The 17,086-nt window shown below is 70.6% G+C and carries 16 protein-coding genes; 7 read left to right on the top strand and 9 right to left on the bottom strand.

Annotated elements, in window-relative coordinates; all coding sequences use genetic code 11:
* The first annotated feature begins 455 nt into the window (after positions 1-455).
* From ABD086_RS19090 to ABD086_RS19105, 4 genes are all read left to right on the top strand, one after another.
* A complete protein-coding gene (locus ABD086_RS19090; protein ID WP_343909199.1) occupies positions 456-830 on the top strand; it encodes a tetratricopeptide repeat protein in 375 nt (124 codons plus the stop codon).
* 422 nt (positions 831-1,252) lie between these two features.
* Complete coding sequence (locus ABD086_RS19095; RefSeq protein ID WP_343909200.1) at positions 1,253-2,593, top strand: ABC transporter substrate-binding protein; 1,341 nt, start codon at positions 1,253-1,255, stop codon at positions 2,591-2,593.
* 134 nt (positions 2,594-2,727) lie between these two features.
* A complete protein-coding gene (locus ABD086_RS19100) occupies positions 2,728-3,690 on the top strand; it encodes a carbohydrate ABC transporter permease (protein ID WP_343909201.1) in 963 nt (320 codons plus the stop codon).
* Positions 3,687-4,628 (top strand): carbohydrate ABC transporter permease, encoded by a 942-nt coding sequence (locus ABD086_RS19105; RefSeq protein ID WP_343909202.1) that lies wholly within the window; start codon positions 3,687-3,689, stop codon positions 4,626-4,628. The genes ABD086_RS19100 and ABD086_RS19105 overlap by 4 nt, the downstream gene beginning before the upstream one ends.
* 4 nt (positions 4,629-4,632) lie before the next feature.
* Here ABD086_RS19105 and ABD086_RS19110 read toward each other — a convergent pair whose 3' ends face one another.
* Positions 4,633-6,000, bottom strand: a complete 1,368-nt coding sequence (locus tag ABD086_RS19110) for a GH1 family beta-glucosidase (RefSeq protein WP_343909203.1) — start codon at positions 5,998-6,000, stop codon at positions 4,633-4,635.
* Positions 6,001-6,047: 47 nt separating this feature from the next.
* Here ABD086_RS19110 and ABD086_RS19115 point away from each other — a divergent pair, with 47 nt between their 5' ends.
* Positions 6,048-7,067 carry a LacI family DNA-binding transcriptional regulator gene (locus ABD086_RS19115; protein WP_343909204.1) on the top strand — a complete coding sequence of 340 codons (1,020 nt, stop codon included), beginning with the start codon at positions 6,048-6,050 and terminating at the stop codon, positions 7,065-7,067.
* Here ABD086_RS19115 and trmB read toward each other — a convergent pair.
* On the bottom strand, positions 7,033-7,764 hold the full coding sequence (gene trmB, locus ABD086_RS19120; RefSeq protein ID WP_343909205.1) for a tRNA (guanosine(46)-N7)-methyltransferase TrmB: 732 nt from the start codon (positions 7,762-7,764) through the stop codon (positions 7,033-7,035). The two genes, ABD086_RS19115 and trmB, sit on opposite strands and share 35 nt — an antisense overlap.
* Positions 7,765-7,784: 20 nt before the next feature.
* A complete protein-coding gene (locus ABD086_RS19125; RefSeq protein WP_343909206.1) occupies positions 7,785-8,507 on the bottom strand; it encodes a PASTA domain-containing protein in 723 nt (240 codons plus the stop codon).
* Positions 8,508-8,560: 53 nt separating this feature from the next.
* Here ABD086_RS19125 and ABD086_RS19130 point away from each other — a divergent pair, with 53 nt between their 5' ends.
* Together ABD086_RS19130 and ABD086_RS19135 are read left to right on the top strand one after the other, a co-directional pair.
* Complete coding sequence (locus ABD086_RS19130; protein WP_343909207.1) at positions 8,561-9,907, top strand: aspartate aminotransferase family protein; 1,347 nt, start codon at positions 8,561-8,563, stop codon at positions 9,905-9,907.
* Positions 9,908-9,987: 80 nt separating this feature from the next.
* Positions 9,988-10,437 carry a GyrI-like domain-containing protein gene (locus tag ABD086_RS19135; protein WP_343909208.1) on the top strand — a complete coding sequence of 150 codons (450 nt, stop codon included), beginning with the start codon at positions 9,988-9,990 and terminating at the stop codon, positions 10,435-10,437.
* A 314-nt stretch (positions 10,438-10,751) separates the two neighbouring features.
* Here the strand turns inward: ABD086_RS19135 and tuf are convergent, their stop codons facing one another.
* The 6 genes from tuf to ABD086_RS19165 all read right to left on the bottom strand — a co-directional run bounded on the left by tuf (position 10,752) and on the right by ABD086_RS19165 (position 17,042).
* The gene (gene tuf, locus ABD086_RS19140) at positions 10,752-11,945 is read right to left on the bottom strand and encodes an elongation factor Tu (RefSeq protein ID WP_343909209.1); all 1,194 of its coding nucleotides are present in this window, start codon (positions 11,943-11,945) and stop codon (positions 10,752-10,754) included.
* 71 nt (positions 11,946-12,016) lie between these two features.
* Positions 12,017-14,128 carry an elongation factor G gene (gene fusA / locus ABD086_RS19145; RefSeq protein WP_343909210.1) on the bottom strand — a complete coding sequence of 704 codons (2,112 nt, stop codon included), beginning with the start codon at positions 14,126-14,128 and terminating at the stop codon, positions 12,017-12,019.
* 86 nt (positions 14,129-14,214) lie between these two features.
* The gene (gene rpsG / locus ABD086_RS19150; protein ID WP_343909211.1) at positions 14,215-14,685 is read right to left on the bottom strand and encodes a 30S ribosomal protein S7; all 471 of its coding nucleotides are present in this window, start codon (positions 14,683-14,685) and stop codon (positions 14,215-14,217) included.
* Position 14,686: 1 nt separating this feature from the next.
* Positions 14,687-15,061 carry a 30S ribosomal protein S12 gene (gene rpsL, locus ABD086_RS19155; RefSeq protein ID WP_011757353.1) on the bottom strand — a complete coding sequence of 125 codons (375 nt, stop codon included), beginning with the start codon at positions 15,059-15,061 and terminating at the stop codon, positions 14,687-14,689.
* A 133-nt stretch (positions 15,062-15,194) separates the two neighbouring features.
* Complete coding sequence (locus tag ABD086_RS19160) at positions 15,195-16,580, bottom strand: MFS transporter (protein WP_343909216.1); 1,386 nt, start codon at positions 16,578-16,580, stop codon at positions 15,195-15,197.
* 9 nt (positions 16,581-16,589) lie between these two features.
* Complete coding sequence (locus ABD086_RS19165; RefSeq protein ID WP_343909212.1) at positions 16,590-17,042, bottom strand: MarR family winged helix-turn-helix transcriptional regulator; 453 nt, start codon at positions 17,040-17,042, stop codon at positions 16,590-16,592.
* Positions 17,043-17,086: the final 44 nt, after the last annotated feature.

Here is a 17,086-nt window from a genome sequence, read left to right on the forward strand (position 1 = left end):
CGCCGCCGGGCACCCCGCCCGAGGCGTTCCTCGCCGCGGTCGTCGCCGCCCGCCGCGAGCGCGACGCCGCCCGCCTGGCCCGCGAGGCCGACCTGCGGCGCCGGCTGGGATCCCGCCGGTGACCGACCTGCGCTCCCTGTGGGACTTCGACGACCCGGCCGCCTCCGAGCAGCGGTTCCGTGCCGCGGCGGACCTCGCGGAGGGCACGGAGCGGCTGGTGCTGCTGACCCAGGTCGCCCGGGCGCTCGGGCTCCAGGAGCGGTTCGACGAGGGCCACGCCGTGCTCGACCACCTCGCGGTCACCGACGAGGAGGTCGCCGCCCGCGTCTCGCTGGAGCGCGGGCGGCTGCTGNNNCCTGCTGCGGTCGGCCGGCGACCCGGACGCCGCCCGACCGCACTTCGAGGCCGCCGCGCAGCACGCCACCGGCGACGCGCTGCGGATCGACGCCCTCCACATGGTGGCCCTGGTGGCCCCGCCGGAGCAGCAGCTGGCGCTCACCGAACCGGCGCTCGCGCTCGCCCGGGCGAGCTCCGATCCCGCGGCCCGGGCCTGGGAGGCCTCGCTGCTGAACAACATCGGCATGGTGCACGCCGACGCGGGCGACTGGCCGGCGGCGCTGGACGCGTTCGAACGGGCCCTCGCCGCGCGGCGGCGGCTCGGCGCCGAGCCCGACGTCCGGGTCGCGCGCTGGATGGTCGCGTGGGCGCTGCGCCACCTCGGGCGCACGGCCGAGGCGCTGGCGGAGCAGGAGGCGCTCAAGGCCGAGCTGGACGCGATCGGGGCGGCCGACCCGTACGTGGACGAGGAGCTGGGGCTGCTGCGGCCCTGACCGGGACCGCCGCGGGGCGAAGGTCGGTCCCCGGCGTGGTCGTTGGTCCCTGCCGCGGACCGGAGGGTGCCGCGGACGATGGGGCGAGCCGGCTGCGACGCCGGGACAACTACACAACGGCAGCGCCGGCGCCCTCCGCCGGCCGGGCCGGTCCAGACCTGCCGCCGAGACCATCTCGTGACCCGGCGGGCCTGGACACGGTCCGCGCGGGCGTGGGAGCGTTCCCACGAAATTGTGACGTGCGTTACGGAAACGTTACGGCCCGTCCTTGACGGGCCGCAGCGTAAACGTTTGCATCGTCTACGACGGAGAGCGGGTTCCGGGCACACGCGGACCCAAGGACGGACCTGCCGAAACGCAGAAGGGAAGCACGCATGCGATCACGCAACACGCGGCGGGGGATGGCAGCAGCTGCCGCTCTCGTGAGCACGGGGCTGGTGCTCGTCGGCTGTGCCAGCAGCGACAGCGGCGGCGGCAAGGCCGCCAGTGGCACCTGGCCGGGCGAGGGCAAGGCCGAGTGCAAGGGGCTCGAGCAGCTGGCCGACTTCGGTGACCTGACCGGTCAGACCGTGTCGGTCTACACGTCGATCGTCGCGCCGGAGGACAAGCCGCACATCGACTCGTGGAAGCTGTTCACCACGTGCACCGGCGCGACGCCGAAGTACGAGGGCTCCAAGGAGTTCGAGACCCAGCTGAAGGTGCGCGTCCAGGCCGGCAACCCGCCGGACATCGCGTACGTCCCCCAGCCGGGCCTGCTCCAGACGCTCGTCGCCACCGGGAAGGTCGTCGAGGCGCCTTCGCAGGTGGCCGACAACGTCGACAACTGGTTCGGCGAGGACTGGAAGTCCTACGGCAGCGTGGACGGCAAGTTCTACGCCGCGCCGCTGGGCGCGAACGTGAAGTCGTTCGTCTGGTACTCCCCCAAGATGTTCGCCGACAACGGCTGGGAGATCCCGAAGACCTGGGACGACATGCTCGCCCTGTCCGACAAGATCGCGGCGACCGGCATCAAGCCGTGGTGCGCGGGCATCGAGTCCGGCGAGGCCACCGGCTGGCCGGCCACCGACTGGCTCGAGGACGTGCTGCTGCGGTCGGCGGGTCCGGACGTGTACGACCAGTGGGTCGCCCACGACATCCCGTTCAACGACCCCCAGGTCGCCACGGCGCTCGACGACGTCGGCAACATCCTGAAGAACGACAAGTACGTCAACGGCGGCATCGGTGACGTCAGCTCGATCGCCACGACGGCGTTCCAGGACGGCGGCCTGCCGATCCTCGACGGCAAGTGCGCGATGCACCGCCAGGCGTCGTTCTACGCGGCCAACTGGCCCGAGGGCACCGACGTCTCCGAGAACGGCGACGTGTTCGCGTTCTACCTCCCGCCGATGGGCTCGGAGTTCGGCAACCCGGTCCTCGGCGGCGGCGAGTTCGTCGCGGCGTTCTCCGACGACACCGCCGTCCAGGCCTTCCAGACCTACCTGTCGACCGACGTGTGGGCCAACGAGAAGGCCAAGGCCACGCCGAACGGCGGCTGGGTCAGCGCCAACAAGGGCCTGGACATCAACAACCTGTCCAGCCCGATCGACAAGCTGTCCGGCGAGATCCTGCAGGACCCGGACGCGGTCTTCCGCTTCGACGGCTCGGACATGATGCCGGGCGAGGTCGGCGCGGGCTCCTTCTGGAAGGAGATGACCAACTGGATCACCGGCGAGAGCACCCAGGACGCCCTCGACAACATCGAGGCCTCCTGGCCGTCGTCGTGATCCACGCGTGACCACGGCCGGGTCACGGGCGCTTCGGCGCCCGTGGCCCGGCCACCGTCGTACCACCATCACCATCCGGTTCCACCCAGCCGTTGAGCCGCCGCTCGCCGGCCCGAGCCATCGGGAGTGCCTGTATGTCGACAGGTGAGAAGTTCGCCCAGATGTTCATCGCGATCGCGCTGTTCTTCGCGGTCGTCGCGGTGATCCTCCTCGTGACCCAACGGCTGCGGAGCAGGAGCGGCGAGCTGGTGCAGGCCGCCGCGTTCGTGCTGCCCGCCGTTGCCCTGATCCTCATCGGCCTGCTCTACCCGGCCGTGACCAGCATCTACCAGTCGTTCTTCGACCAGACCGGCGCCAGCTTCATCGGCCTGGACAACTACAAGACCGTCTTCACCGACTCCGAGCAGCTGACCGTGCTGCGCAACACCGCGGCCTGGGTGATCCTCGTGCCGATCGTCTCGACGACGATCGGCCTGGTCTACGCGGTGCTCATCGACCGGTCCCGGTTCGAGAAGTTCGCGAAGGCCCTGATCTTCCTGCCGATGGCGATCTCCCTGGTCGGCGCCTCGATCATCTGGAAGTTCGTCTACGACTACAAGGACTCCAGCCAGGAGCAGATCGGCATCGCCAACGCGCTGCTGAAGGGGCTCGGCTTCGACACCTACAAGTTCCTGCTCAACGACCCGTGGAACACGATCTTCCTGATCGTCGTACTGATCTGGGTCCAGACCGGGTTCGCGATGGTGATCCTCTCGGCCTCGATCAAGGCGATCCCCGACGACATCGTCGAGGCCGCGCGGCTCGACGGCGTCAGCGGCTTCAAGATGTTCCGGTTCATCACGATCCCGAGCATCCGGCCGTCCCTGATCGTCGTGCTGACCACGATCAGCATCACCACGCTGAAGGCCTTCGACATCGTCCGCACCATGACCGGCGGCAACTTCGACACCAGCGTGCTGGCCTACCAGTTCTACCGGGAGTACTTCATCTCCGCGAACCAGGGCCTGGCCACCGCGATCGCCACCGTGATCTTCCTGCTGGTGATGCCGATCGTCATCTACAACGTCCGTCAGATGCGCAAGCTGGAGGCACGATGACCGCCGCGAACCCCGACGTCGCGCGGCTGGGCGCCCAGGGCCCGGGACCGGAGAAGGTCAGCACCACCGCCCGCAAGGCGCTCAGCTCGCCCTGGGCCTCCCTCGCCGCGATCGTGATCGCGGTCGTGTGGACGATCCCGACCCTCGGCCTGTTCATCACGTCCTTCCGCCCCGAGTCGGACATCACGTCCAGCGGCTGGTGGACGTTCTTCACCAACCCGAACGTGACCTGGTCGAACTACGACGAGGTCCTCAACGGCAGCGACACCAACCTGTCGACGTACTTCGTCAACTCCCTGGTGATCACGATCCCGTGCGTGGTGATGCCGATCAGCATCGCGGTGCTCGCGGCGTACGCGTTCGTCTGGATGAAGTTCCCGGGTCGCGACTTCCTGTTCGTCGGAATCTTCGCGCTCCAGATCGTGCCGATCCAGGTGACGCTGATCCCGCTGCTCAAGCTGTACGTGCAGCCGCCGCTCAACCTGATGCCGCTGGCGGGGCCGGACGCACCGGGCGGGGGCTTCTACACGCTGTGGCTGTCGCACACGATCTTCGCGCTGCCGCTGGCGATCTACCTGCTGCACAACTTCATGAGCCAGATCCCCGGCGAGCTGATCGAGTCCGCCCGGGTCGACGGCGCCGGACACGTGCAGATCTTCTCCCGGATCATGCTGCCGCTGATGGCGCCGGCGATCGCGGCGTTCGCCATCCTGCAGTTCCTCTGGGTGTGGAACGACCTGCTGGTGGCGATCACGTTCGGAAGCCCGAACACGTTCCCGCTGACCGCTCGGCTCGCCGAGCTGTCCGGCACCCGCGGGTCCGACTGGTTCCTGCTGTCGGCGGGCGCGTTCGTGGCCCTGGTGGTGCCGCTGATCGTGTTCGTCTCGCTGCAGCGCTACTTCGTCCGTGGGCTGCTGGCCGGCAGCGTCAAGGGCTAGCCGGTCACGCCGTGGGACCCGACCCGGACGCGAGGTGCTCCTCGATGTGCTCCGCCAGCCAGTGGTAGGACGCCTTGGGCGTCCGGGTCAGGTCCAACGGGTCGATGTGCACGATGCCGAAGGTCTTGGTGTAGCCCTCCGCCCACTCGAAGTTGTCCAGGAGCGTCCAGACGATGTACGCCCGCACGTCCGCACCGGCCGCTCGCGCCCGCTCCGTGGCGGCGATGTGGTCACGCAGGTAGCCGATCCGGTCCTGGTCGTCCAGGGTCCGGTCGGGGTACGCCGCGCCGTTCTCGGTGACCAGCACCGGCAGGCCGGTGCGCCGGTGCGTGTCGACCAGCACCTCCTCGAGCCCGCTCGGGTCGACCTCCCAGCCGATGTCGGTGCGCGGCTCGCGGACCACGAACGACACGGGCGTCGCGCCGGGGTAGGCCTCGACCTCGGGGTGCCGCTCCAGCGTGGGGTCGGCCAGCGTGGGGCGGAACGGCGTGTAGTAGTTGACCCCGATCCAGTCCGCCGAGCCGCGGACCAGCGCGAGGTCGCCGTCGCGGACCAGGCGCTCGTCGGCGAGCTCGGGGGCGACGCGCAGCAGGCCCTCGTCGTACGCCCCGTCGGTCAGCGGGCCGAGCCACACCCGGTTGCGCAGCGCGTCCAGCTCGTCGGCGGCCTGCGCGGCCTCCGGCGACTCGGGCCAGAACGGCGCCAGGTTGTGGACGATGCCCAGGTCGGTCACGCCCGCCTCGTGCAGCCGCGCGGCGGCGAGGCCGTGGGCGAGGTTGAGGTGGTGCGCGGCCCGATGCCCGGCGCCACCCTCCTTGCGGCCGGGTGCGTGCACGCCGGCGGAGTAGCCGAGGTACGCCGCGCACCACGGCTCGTTGTGCGTCGCCCACACCTTGACGCGGTCGCCGAGCCGGTGGTGGACCACCGCCGCGTAGTCGGCGAACGCCTCGGCGGTGTCGCGGTTCAGCCAGCCGTCGCGGTCCTCGAGCGCCTGCGGGAGGTCCCAGTGGTAGAGCGTGGCGGTCGGGCTGATGCCGCGGGCGAGCGCCGCGTCCACCAAGCGGTCGTAGTAGTCGAGCCCGCGCGGCTCGACCCGGCCGGTGCCCGCGGGGACGATCCGCGGCCAGGCGACCGAGAAGCGGTACCACTGCACACCGGCCCCGGCGACCAGGTCGAGGTCCTCGGGGTACCGGTGGTAGCTGTCGCAGGCGACCGACCCGTCCCGGCCGTCGCGGGTGGCGCCCGGGCGGGCGGCGAAGGTGTCCCAGATGGAGGGCCCGCGCCCGTCCTCGGTCGAGGCTCCCTCGATCTGGTACGCCGCCGTCGCGACGCCGTAGGAGAGGCGGGATCCGTCGGGCAGGTGCTCGGTCATGCGTCCCACCCTAGTTGCCGGACACCGGAATTGGGAGCGCTCCCATCATGACCGGGATCAAGGACGTGGCCCGCGAGGTCGAGATGTCGACCGCGACGGTCTCGCGCGCGCTCCGCGGCCTGCCGGGCGTCTCCGACGAGACCCGGTCGCGGGTGATGGAGACCGCCCGGCGCCTGGGGTACGTGCCGTCGCCGAGCGCGGCGGGGCTCGCCAGCGGCCAGACCCGGACGGTCGCGGTCATCGTGCCGTGGGTGACCCGGTGGTTCTTCGCGGCGGTGGTCCAGGGCGCCGAGGAGGTGCTGCGCGAACGCGGCTACGACCTGTTGCTCTACAACCTCGCCGGGGACGAGTCCGCCCGGCACCGGGTGTTCGAGACCAGCCTGCTCACCAAGCGCGTGGACGCCGTCCTGGTGCTCAGCCTGAAGCCCAGCCTCGACGAGCTGGCCCGCCTGCAGAAGCTCGGCCGGCCGGTCACGATCGTGGGCGCCGACGTGCCGGGCTGGGCCACGGTGCGCATCGACGACGAGCAGGCGGCGCGCTGCGCGGTGCGGCACCTGGCCGGGCTCGGACACCGCCGGATCGCGTACGTCGGCGGGGCGACCGAGGGCGTGCTCGACTTCACCGCACCGGCCGCCCGGCTGGCCGGCTTCCGCTCGGCGCTGGCCGAGGCGGGGCTGCCCCACGACCCGACACTGGAGGCCGACGGCGAGTTCAGCGTCGCCGGGGGCTCCCGCGCCGCCCAGGCGCTGCTCGACCGCGAGGACCGGCCGACGGCGATCTTCGCCGCCTCGGACGAGATGGCGATCGGCGTGCTGCGCACCGCCCGCGAGCTCGGGGTCGGGGTGCCGGAGGACCTCTCGGTGATCGGCATCGACGACCACGAGATGGCCGAGATCTTCGACCTGACCACGGTGGCGCAGCCGGTGCACGAGCAGGGCCGGGTCGCGGCCCAGCAGGTGCTCACGGCGCTGGAGGGCGAGCACTGGGTGCCGGAGCAGGTCGTCCTGCCGACCCGGCTCGTGGTCCGGCGTACTACCGCGCCACCCGCTGGTAGCGCAGGTCGGTGATCTCCCGCCCGGCGGCGAGGCCCTTGCGCTCGAACCTGGTCAGCGGCCGCTCGGCCCAGCGCTCGGTGACGCCGCCCTCGAGCTCCGGCTCCGCGTCGAGGACCTCGACCATCTGCTCGGCATAGTCGGCCCAGTCGGTGGCCAGTCGCCACTCGGCGCCGGGCGCGAGCCGGGTCGCGGCGAGGCGCGCGAACGCGGGGGTGACCAGGCGCCGCTTGTGGTGCCGCTTCTTGTGCCAGGGGTCGGGGAAGAACGTCCAGAGCGCCGCCAGGCTCTCCGGCGCGACCACGTGCTCCATCGACCAGACCGCGTCGACGCTGAGCATCCGGACGTTCGTGAGCCCGGCCTCGCCGATCCGGGCGAGCGTGTCGGCGACCCCGGGGCGCCACACCTCGAACGCGACGACGTCGTGGTCCGGCCGCGCGGCGGCGAGCGCGACCGTGGACTCGCCGATGCCGGAGCCGATCTCGACGACCAGCGGCGCCGTCCGGCCGAACATCCCGGCCAGCGTGAAGCCCGGCTCGTCCACGACGTCGTCGGGCAGCCACCACTTCTCGGCGTACGCCTCCCACGCCTCGGCCTGGCGCGGCGTGAACCGGCTGCCCCTCCGCGAGTAGGTGAGGACCTCGCGCATCCGTCGGCCGTCGTCGGTCAGCTTGTGGTGCGGGCGCGCCGGTCGCACGCGGTCGTCGGCCATGGCTCCATCCTCTCCCGCGGTCACGGCTCCGCCCACACGAGGTTCACCGCCACGACCCGGGCGTCGTCGTCGACCTGGAGCTGCACGGCCCAGTAGCCGACGCAGTCCTGCGGCTCGGCCGGGGTGATGGTGATGCGGCGCGGACCGCCCGGCAACGGCGTCGCGTCCACGCACGGATGCCGCGGCGGCACCGACGTGTACGCCAGCGGGCCGGCGTAGCGGCCGAGGAGATCGATCGCCGAGAACGGGCACGTCCGGGCGGCGTAGGTCCCCGCCGCCGGGCAGAGCCGCCACCGGGCCCGGTCCGCCAGCTCGCCGCCCTCGAGCACCCGCTGCCGCTGCCCGCCGAGGTAGAGCGTCACCGGCGGCTCGGCCGGGGGACCGTCGCGTGCGCCGCGGGCGAAGGCCACGAACAGGTCGGCGACACGGGACAGCCAGGAGGGGTGCGGGTCCGGCCCGCAGCGGCCGCGCCCTCCGCCGTTCACCTCGATCACCACCCGGGCGCCCACCGGGCGCTCGACCCCGGCTCGCGGACGCTGGTCGAGCACGATCCCGCGAGGACGGCACGCAGTCCCCCGGACCTGCCGTACGTCGACCCGCAGGCCCGCGTCACGCAGGGTGGCCCGGGCCTCCGCGGCGGGCCGGCCCTCCAGCGACGGCACCGCCGCCGGGACCGTCGGCGGGACCGTCGGCGGCAGGGCCTGGAGCAGCACCACCAGCAGCCAGGCCAGGAACTCGCTCACCACCGTGCCACGCTTCGGGCGCGGCACCGGTTGTCGCCGCTATCTTCCCTCCCATGATCGACCGTGACCGCCTCGCCTCCCTCCGCGCCGCCGAGGAGGACCGTTTCGCCCGGCTGCACCCGAGCTCCGCCGCCCTCGCCGAGCAGGCGCGCGGCCCGCTGCTCGCCGGTGTCCCGATGCCCTGGATGACCCGGTGGCCGGGCCGGTTCCCGCTGTTCTTCGACTCCGCGTCCGGCGCGCGGCTCACCGACGTCGACGGCGTGGAGTACGTCGACCTGTGCCTCGGCGACACCGGCGCCATGACCGGCCACGCGCTGCCGCAGGTCACCGACGCGATCGCCGGGCGGGCGAGCCGCGGGATCACCACGATGCTCCCCTCCGCCGACGCGGTCTGGGTCGGCGAGGAGCTGGCGCGGCGGTTCGGCCTGCCGTCGTGGCAGCTGGCGATGTCGGCGACCGACGCGAACCGGTTCGTGCTGCGCTTCGCCCGGCACCTCACCGGCCGGCCGCGGGTCGCGGTCATGGACTGGTGCTACCACGGCACCGTCGACGAGACGCTGGCCGTCCTCGACGGCGACCGGGTGGTCGCCCGGCCCGGCGCGCTCGGGCCGCAGGTGCCGGTCGCGGAGACCACCGCGGTGGTGCCGTTCAACGACGCCGAGGCGCTGGACCGCCGACTCGCCGAGGGCGACGTCGCCTGCCTGCTGATGGAGCCCGCGCTGACCAACATCGGCATCGTGCTGCCCGAGCCCGGCTACCTCGAGGCGGTCCGCGAGATCACCCGTCGCCACGGCGTGCTGCTCGTCAACGACGAGACGCACACGCTGTGCGCGGGCCCCGGCGGCGCGACCGCCGCCTGGGGCCTCGACCCGGACCTCGTGGTCGTCGGCAAGCCGATCGGCGGCGGCATCCCGTGCGCGGCGTACGGCATGACCGCCGAGGTCGCGGACCGGCTGTCCGGCCCGATGCTGGGGCATGAGATCGACGTCGCCGGCGTCGGCGGCACGCTCACCGGCAACGCGCTGGCACTGGCCGCGATCCGGGCGACGCTGTCGTCCTGCCTGCGCGACGAGGACTTCGCGGTCGCCGTACCCCTCGCCGAGCGGTTCACCGCCGGCGTCGCCGGCGTCATCGCCGAGCACGGCCTGGACTGGCACGTCCAGCGGCTCGGCTGCCGGGCGGAGTACTGGTTCTGCCCGCCCCCGCGCGACGGCGCCGCCGCGGCGGCGGCCGTGGACGAGGACCTCGAGGGCTTCCTGCACCTGTGGTGCCTCAACCGCGGCGTGCTCCTGACGCCGTTCCACAACATGGCGCTGTTCAGCCCGCACCACACCGAGGCGGACGTGGACCGGCACACCGAGGTCTTCGGCGACGCGGTCGCGGCGCTGACCGGGCACTAGTTCCCGGCAGCACCTCGCCGTTGGTCCCTGCTCCCCCACCGCTGCGCGACCTAGCGTCGACAGCTGGGAGAGGAGACGTGATGAGCGTGCGGATCGTGGCGGAGCAGGGCCGGCACCTGGCGGTGACCCGGTTCGAGGCGGACCTGTCGACGATGGGCGAGCTGATGGGCCGGGCCTTCGGCACCGTCGCCGGCCATCTCGCGCGGACCGGCGTCCGGCCGGCAGGGCCGGCGATGGCCTACTACGAGATCCGGCCCGACGGCATGTCGGTCGCGGCCGGGTTCCCGGTGAGCGGGCCGATCGAGGGTGACGGCACCGTGGTCCCCTTTCGGCTGCCGTCGCGCGAGGTGATCACCACCGAGCACGTCGGCCCCTACGAGCAGGTCCCGGCGACGTACGAGGCGCTGCACGTCGAGGCCGAGGCGCGTGACCGCAAGATCGACGAGTCGGCGATGTGGGAGGAGTACCTCGCCGGGCCGGACGTCCCGCCCGAGCAGATGCGCACCGTCGTCTCCTGGCCGCTGGAGTGACGCGCGCGTCGTGCCGAGTCGGCGCCACTGCAGGCCGGAGCACCGCCGAGTCGGAGCTACTGCAGGCCGGAACACCGCCGAGTCGGCGCTACTGCAGGTCCGAGAACCCCCGAGTCGGCGCCACTGCAGGTCGGACAACCCCCACACCGGCACTAGCGCCGACTCGGCACCCCCCACACCGGCACTAGCGCCGACTCGGCACCCCCCACACCGGCACTAGCGCCGACTCGGCTCGAAGACACGCAGGATGCCTGATCAGAAGCAAGGAGCCCCCAAGCCTGACGGCTTGGGGGCTCCTCGTTTGGATCAGGCGATCACTTCGTGATCTTGGTGACCCGGCCGGCGCCGACGGTGCGGCCGCCCTCGCGGATCGCGAAGCGCAGGCCCTCGTCCATGGCGATGGGCTGGATGAGCTCGACCGACATCTCGGTGTTGTCACCCGGCATGACCATCTCGGTGCCCTCGGGCAGGGTCACGACACCGGTCACGTCCGTGGTCCGGAAGTAGAACTGCGGACGGTAGTTGTTGAAGAACGGCGTGTGACGGCCGCCCTCCTCCTTCGAGAGGATGTAGACCGAGGCCTCGAAGTTGGTGTGCGGGGTCGTGGTGCCCGGCTTGGCCAGAACCATGCCGCGCTCGACGTCCTCGCGCTTCGTGCCACGGAGCAGCAGACCGACGTTCTCACCGGCCTGGCCCTCGTCGAGCAGCTTGCGGAACATCTCGACACCGGTGACGGTGGTCTTGGCCGAGGTCTCGCGGATACCGAGGATCTCGATCTCCTCGTTCACCTTGATGATGCCGCGCTCGATACGACCGGTGACGACGGTGCCACGACCGGTGATCGTGAAGACGTCCTCGACGGGCATGAGGAACGGCTTCTCGGTGTCGCGCTCCGGGGTCGGGATGTAGTCGTCCACGGCCTGCATGAGCTCGAGGACCGACTCGCCCCACTTGGCGTCGCCGTTGAGGGCCGGGAAGGCCGCCACGCGCACGACCGGGATGTCGTCGCCCGGGAACTCGTACTCGGAGAGGAGCTCACGCACCTCCATCTCGACGAGCTCGATGAGCTCCTCGTCGTCGACCATGTCGCACTTGTTCAGCGCGACGACCAGCGCCGGCACGCCGACCTGGCGGGCGAGCAGCACGTGCTCGCGGGTCTGCGGCATCGGGCCGTCGGTCGCGGCGACCACGAGGATCGCGCCGTCCATCTGAGCCGCGCCGGTGATCATGTTCTTGATGTAGTCGGCGTGACCCGGGCAGTCGACGTGCGCGTAGTGACGCGCCTCGGTCTGGTACTCGACGTGCGCGATGGAGATGGTGATGCCGCGCTGGCGCTCCTCCGGAGCCTTGTCGATCTCGTCGAACGGGGTGAACGGGTTCAGGTCCGGGTACTTGTCGTGCAGGACCTTCGTGATCGCGGCAGTCAGGGTCGTCTTGCCGTGGTCGATGTGACCGATCGTGCCGATGTTGACGTGCGGCTTGGTCCGCTCGAACTTCGCCTTAGCCACGGTGGGCTCCTCCTGGTGTTGTTTGTTGCTTGACTCGTACTGGGTGGTGGTGCTGAGGATCCTTGCGAGAGTTACTCGCCGCGGACCTTCTTGATGATCTCGTCGGCGATGTTCGTGGGAACCTCGGCGTACGAGTCGAACTCCATCGAGTACGAAGCCTGGCCGGAGGTCTTGGACCTCAGGTCGCCAACGTACCCGAACATCTCGGACAGCGGCACGAGGGCGTTGATGACCATGTCACCGTGACGCTCCTCCTGCGCCTGGATCTGACCGCGCCGGCTGTTGATGTCGCCGATGACCGTGCCGAGGAAGTTCTCCGGCGTGGTCACCTCCACGGCGAACATCGGCTCGAGCAGCACGGGCTTCGCCTGGCGGGCGGCCTCCTTGAAGGCCTGGTTGCCGGCGATCTTGAAGGCGAGCTCGGACGAGTCGACGTCGTGGTAGGCGCCGTCCTCGAGCGAGACCTTCACGTCGACCATCGGGTAGCCGGCGAGGACGCCGAACTCCATGGCCTCCTGGGCACCCTGGTCGACCGACGGGATGTACTCGCGCGGCACGCGACCACCGGTCACGTTGTTCACGAACTCGTAGCCCGCGCCGGTGCCGGTCTCGGGGTCGATGTTCGGCTCGATCGAGATGACGACCTTCGCGAACTGACCCGAACCACCGGTCTGCTTCTTGTGGGTGTAGCTGTGGTTCTCCACCTTGCGGCGGATGGTCTCGCGGTACGCCACCTGCGGCTTGCCGACGGTCGCCTCGACGCGGAACTCACGCTTCATGCGGTCGACGAGGATCTCCAGGTGGAGCTCGCCCATGCCGGCGATGATCGTCTGGCCGGTCTCCTCGTCGGACTTGACCGTGAAGGTCGGGTCCTCGTCGGAGAGGCGCTGGATCGCGGTGCCCAGCTTCTCCTGGTCGCTCTTCGTCTTGGGCTCGATCGCGACCTCGATCACCGGGGCCGGGAACGTCATCGACTCGAGCACGACCTGGTTCTGCGGGTCGCAGAGCGTGTGGCCGGTCTTGGTGTCCTTCAGGCCCATGACGGCCACGATCTGGCCGGCGCCGACCGACGCGATCTCCTCACGCTTGTTCGCGTGCATCTGGTAGACCTTGCCGATCCGCTCCTTGCGGCCGTTGACCGAGTTCACCACGGTCGAGCCGGCCTCGAGCTTGCCCGAGTAGACGCGGACGTAGATCAGCTTGCCGAGGTGCGGGTCGGAGGCGATCTTGTAGGCCAGGCCGGCGAACGGCTCGTCGTCGGACGGCTTGCGGGTGATCGGGGTCTCCTCGTCGCCCGGCTTGTGGCCGATGATGGCGTCGATGTCGAGCGGCGACGGCAGGTACTTCACGACCGCGTCGAGCAGGGGCTGGACGCCCTTGTTCTTGAACGCCGTGCCGCACAGGACCGGGTTCAGCTTGTCGGCCAGGGTCGCGCGACGGATCGCCTCCTCGAGCTCCTCGACGGTGAGGTCCTCACCCTCGAGGTACTTCTCCATGATGGCGTCGTCGGCCTCGGAGAGGGTCTCGAGCAGCTTCTCGCGGTACTCGGCGGCCTGCTCGGCGAGCTCGGCCGGGATCTCCTCGACCTCGTAGTCCTCGCCCATCTTGGTCTCGCCGCGCCAGGTGAGCGCGCGCATGCCGACCAGGTCGACGACACCGAGGAAGTCGGACTCGGCGCCGATCGGCAGCTGGAGCACCAGCGGGGTGGAGTTGAGGCGCTCGACCATCATGTCGACGCAGCGGAAGAAGTCCGCACCGGTGCGGTCCAGCTTGTTCACGAAGCACATCCGCGGCACGGAGTACTTGTTCGCCTGGCGCCACACGGTCATCGTCTGCGGCTCGACGCCGGCCACGCCGTCGAAGACGGCGACCGCGCCGTCGAGGACGCGCAGCGAGCGCTCGACCTCGGCGGTGAAGTCCACGTGACCGGGGGTGTCGATGATGTTGATCTGGTGGTTCTTCCACCAGCAGGTCGTCGCGGCGGACGTGATGGTGATGCCGCGCTCCTGCTCCTGCTCCATCCAGTCCATCGTGGCTGCGCCCTCGTGGACCTCACCGATCTTGTAGGTGATGCCGGTGTAGAAGAGGATGCGCTCGGTGGTGGTGGTCTTACCGGCGTCGATGTGCGCCATGATGCCGATGTTGCGGACCTTGTTGAGGTCCGTGGTGATGTCGACAGCCACTGTTGTCAGCGTTCCTTAGAAAGATTTCGGATTTCCGGGTGGAGCGCAGGCGACGTCCCTCGTGGGTGCGTCGCCCGCGCCCGTGGTCACCAGCGGTAGTGCGCGAAGGCCTTGTTCGACTCGGCCATCTTGTGGGTGTCCTCGCGCTTCTTCACCGCGGCACCGAGGCCGTTGGAGGCGTCGAGGATCTCGTTCATGAGGCGCTCGGACATCGTCTTCTCGCGACGGTCCTGGGCGTAGCCGACCAGCCAGCGGAGCGCCAGCGTCGTACCGCGGCCGCCCTTGACCTCGATCGGCACCTGGTAGGTCGCGCCACCGACGCGGCGGGACTTGACCTCGATGGCCGGCTTCACGTTGTCGAGCGCGCGCTTGAGCGTGACGACCGGGTCGGTGCCGGTCTTCTCGCGGCAGCCCTCGAGGGCGGTGTAGACGATGCGCTGCGCGACCTGCTTCTTGCCGTCCTGCAGCACCTTGGAGACGAGCTGGGTGACCAGCTGCGACCCGTAGACCGGGTCGACGTCGATCGGCCGCTTGGGAGCGGGACCCTTGCGCGGCATATCAGCTCTTCTCCTTCTTGGCGCCGTAGCGGCTGCGAGCCTGCTTGCGGTTCTTCACGCCCTGGGTGTCGAGCGTGCCGCGGATGATCTTGTAGCGGACACCGGGGAGGTCCTTCACCCGGCCGCCGCGGACGAGCACGATCGAGTGCTCCTGGAGGTTGTGACCGACACCCGGGATGTACGCGGTGACCTCGACGCCGCTGGAGAGGCGCACGCGGGCGACCTTCCGGAGGGCGGAGTTCGGCTTCTTCGGGGTGGTGGTGTAGACGCGGGTGCAGACGCCTCGGCGCTGCGGCGATCCCTTCAGGGCAGGCGTCTTGTTCTTCGACACCTTGTCCTGGCGGCCCTTGCGGACCAGCTGCTGAATGGTGGGCACCTGGTGGTTCCCCTTCGTTTCTGCTCTCAGTACGAACGCTCTGCCCGCACGGTGTCCTGCTGTGTGTCCGGGTGGTGCATCCCAACCCGCGTTGCTCACCCCCGAGGTCGGGCGTGTCGCCCACCCCCGGTTCTCAGCGCGAACCGCTGCTCACGGTCTCGTCGAGGGGGATGTCCGTGCCGGAGCCGAGGGCCTGTTCCCCCGACTGCCTCCGGGCACGCGCAACGGCCTGGTTGTCCCAGACACGAGGAAAAAGACTACCCGCGGGCTCAACCGCATGCAAAACGCTGCGGGCACCACCGCGGAGCCGTGCGTACACGGCGAGCGCCAAGAGTACCCCGACGATCGTCAGGGCGCCGCCGATGAACAGGCTCCAGCGGGCCCCGAGGTGCTGGCCGATCCACCCGATGATCGGGGAGCCGAGCGGCGTCCCGCCCATCACGATCGTCATGTAGAGAGCCATCACCCGGCCCCGGAGCGCGGGGTCCGACTCCAGCTGCATGGTCGCGTTCGCCGAGTTCAGGAGGGTCAGGGTGCAGAACCCGATGACCGGGCTGAACAGCGCGAACGCGAGGTACGACGGGAGCAGGCCCGCGACGATCTCGGCGACGCCGAACCCCAGGGCGGCCAGCACGAGCAGCCGCAGCCGGATCCGCACCCGGCGCGCCGCCATCAGGGCGCCGGTCAGTGACCCCACCGCCATCGCGGAGCCGAGGATGCCGAACTCGCCGGCGCCCTTGCCGAACACCTCGGTGGCCATCAGCGCTGACGTGATCTGGAAGTTCATGCCGAACGTGCCGGCGAAGAACACCATCACCAGGATCAGGATCATCTTGGGCTGGCTGCGGATGTAGCGGACGCCCTCGAGGAGCATCCCCGGCGTGCGGGCGCGCAGCTCCGGGGTGTTGAGCAGCGTGGTGTTCATCCGCTCGAGCTGGGCGATGACCGCGACGTAGGAGACGGCGTTGATCAGGATCACCCAGCCGGTCGCCCGGACTCCCCCGCCGAGGGCGCCGATCATCAGGCCGGCGAGCGCCGGGCCGAGGATCCGCGCGGCGTTGAAGCTCGCCGAGTTCAGGCCGACCGCGTTGGTGAGGTCCTCCTGGCCGACCATCTCGGAGACGAAGGACTGGCGGGCCGGCGCGTCGAAGGCCGAGCCGATGCCGAACAGGAACGCGATCAGGTAGACGTGCCAGGTCTGCGCGACACCGAGCACCGCGATCAGCCCGAGCGCCAGGGAGGCGAGCGCCATCGTCGCCTGCGTGACCTGCAGCAGCCGGCGCTTCGGGAACCGGTCGGCCACCACCCCGGCGTACGGGCTCAGCAGGAGGACCGGCAGGAACTGCAGGCCCGTGGTGATCCCGAGCTCGGTGCCGCTGTTGCCCGGCAGCTGGAGCACCATCCAGTCCTGCGCCACTCGCTGCATCCAGGTCCCGGTGTTCGAGACCGCGCTACCGGCCAGGTACAGCCGGTAGTTCGGGTTGCGGAGGGCGCGGAACGTGGGGCTCGTGGTGATCAGTCCTTCGGGTCAGTCCTGGTGGGAGAGGTGCTCGAGGATGGGAGCGGCCTTGCGGAGGATCGCGCGCTCCTCGGGCGTGAGCTCGCTCAGGCGCCGCGCCAGCCACGCCGTACGGCGGTCGCGGTCGGCCAGCAGCCGGGCCCGGCCGGTGCCGGACAGCTCGACCACGACCTGGCGGCCGTCGGTCTCGTGCGGCCGGCGGACCACGTCGCCGCTCCGCTCCAGGCCGTTGACGGCACGGGTCATCGACGGGGGCTGCACCCGCTCGGCGGCGGCGAGCTCGCCGATCGTGAGCGCCCCGCCGTGGCGGTAGAGGCACCCGAGCACCGCCATCTGGTTGAGGCTGAGCTCGTTGTCCGGGTGCCGCTCACTGGCGAGCCGGCGACGCAGCCGCATGACGCTGAGCCGGAGCTCGGAGGCGAGCCCGGCGTCGGTCCTGGCGGCCTTCTCCACGGTGGGCATGTCGTGAGCATAACTCATTACCCGTGCTAACTATTCCGGCGAGC

This window comes from Nocardioides aquiterrae, assembly GCF_039526625.1.
In the GTDB taxonomy this organism is placed as follows: Bacteria; Actinomycetota; Actinomycetes; order Propionibacteriales; family Nocardioidaceae; genus Nocardioides; species Nocardioides aquiterrae.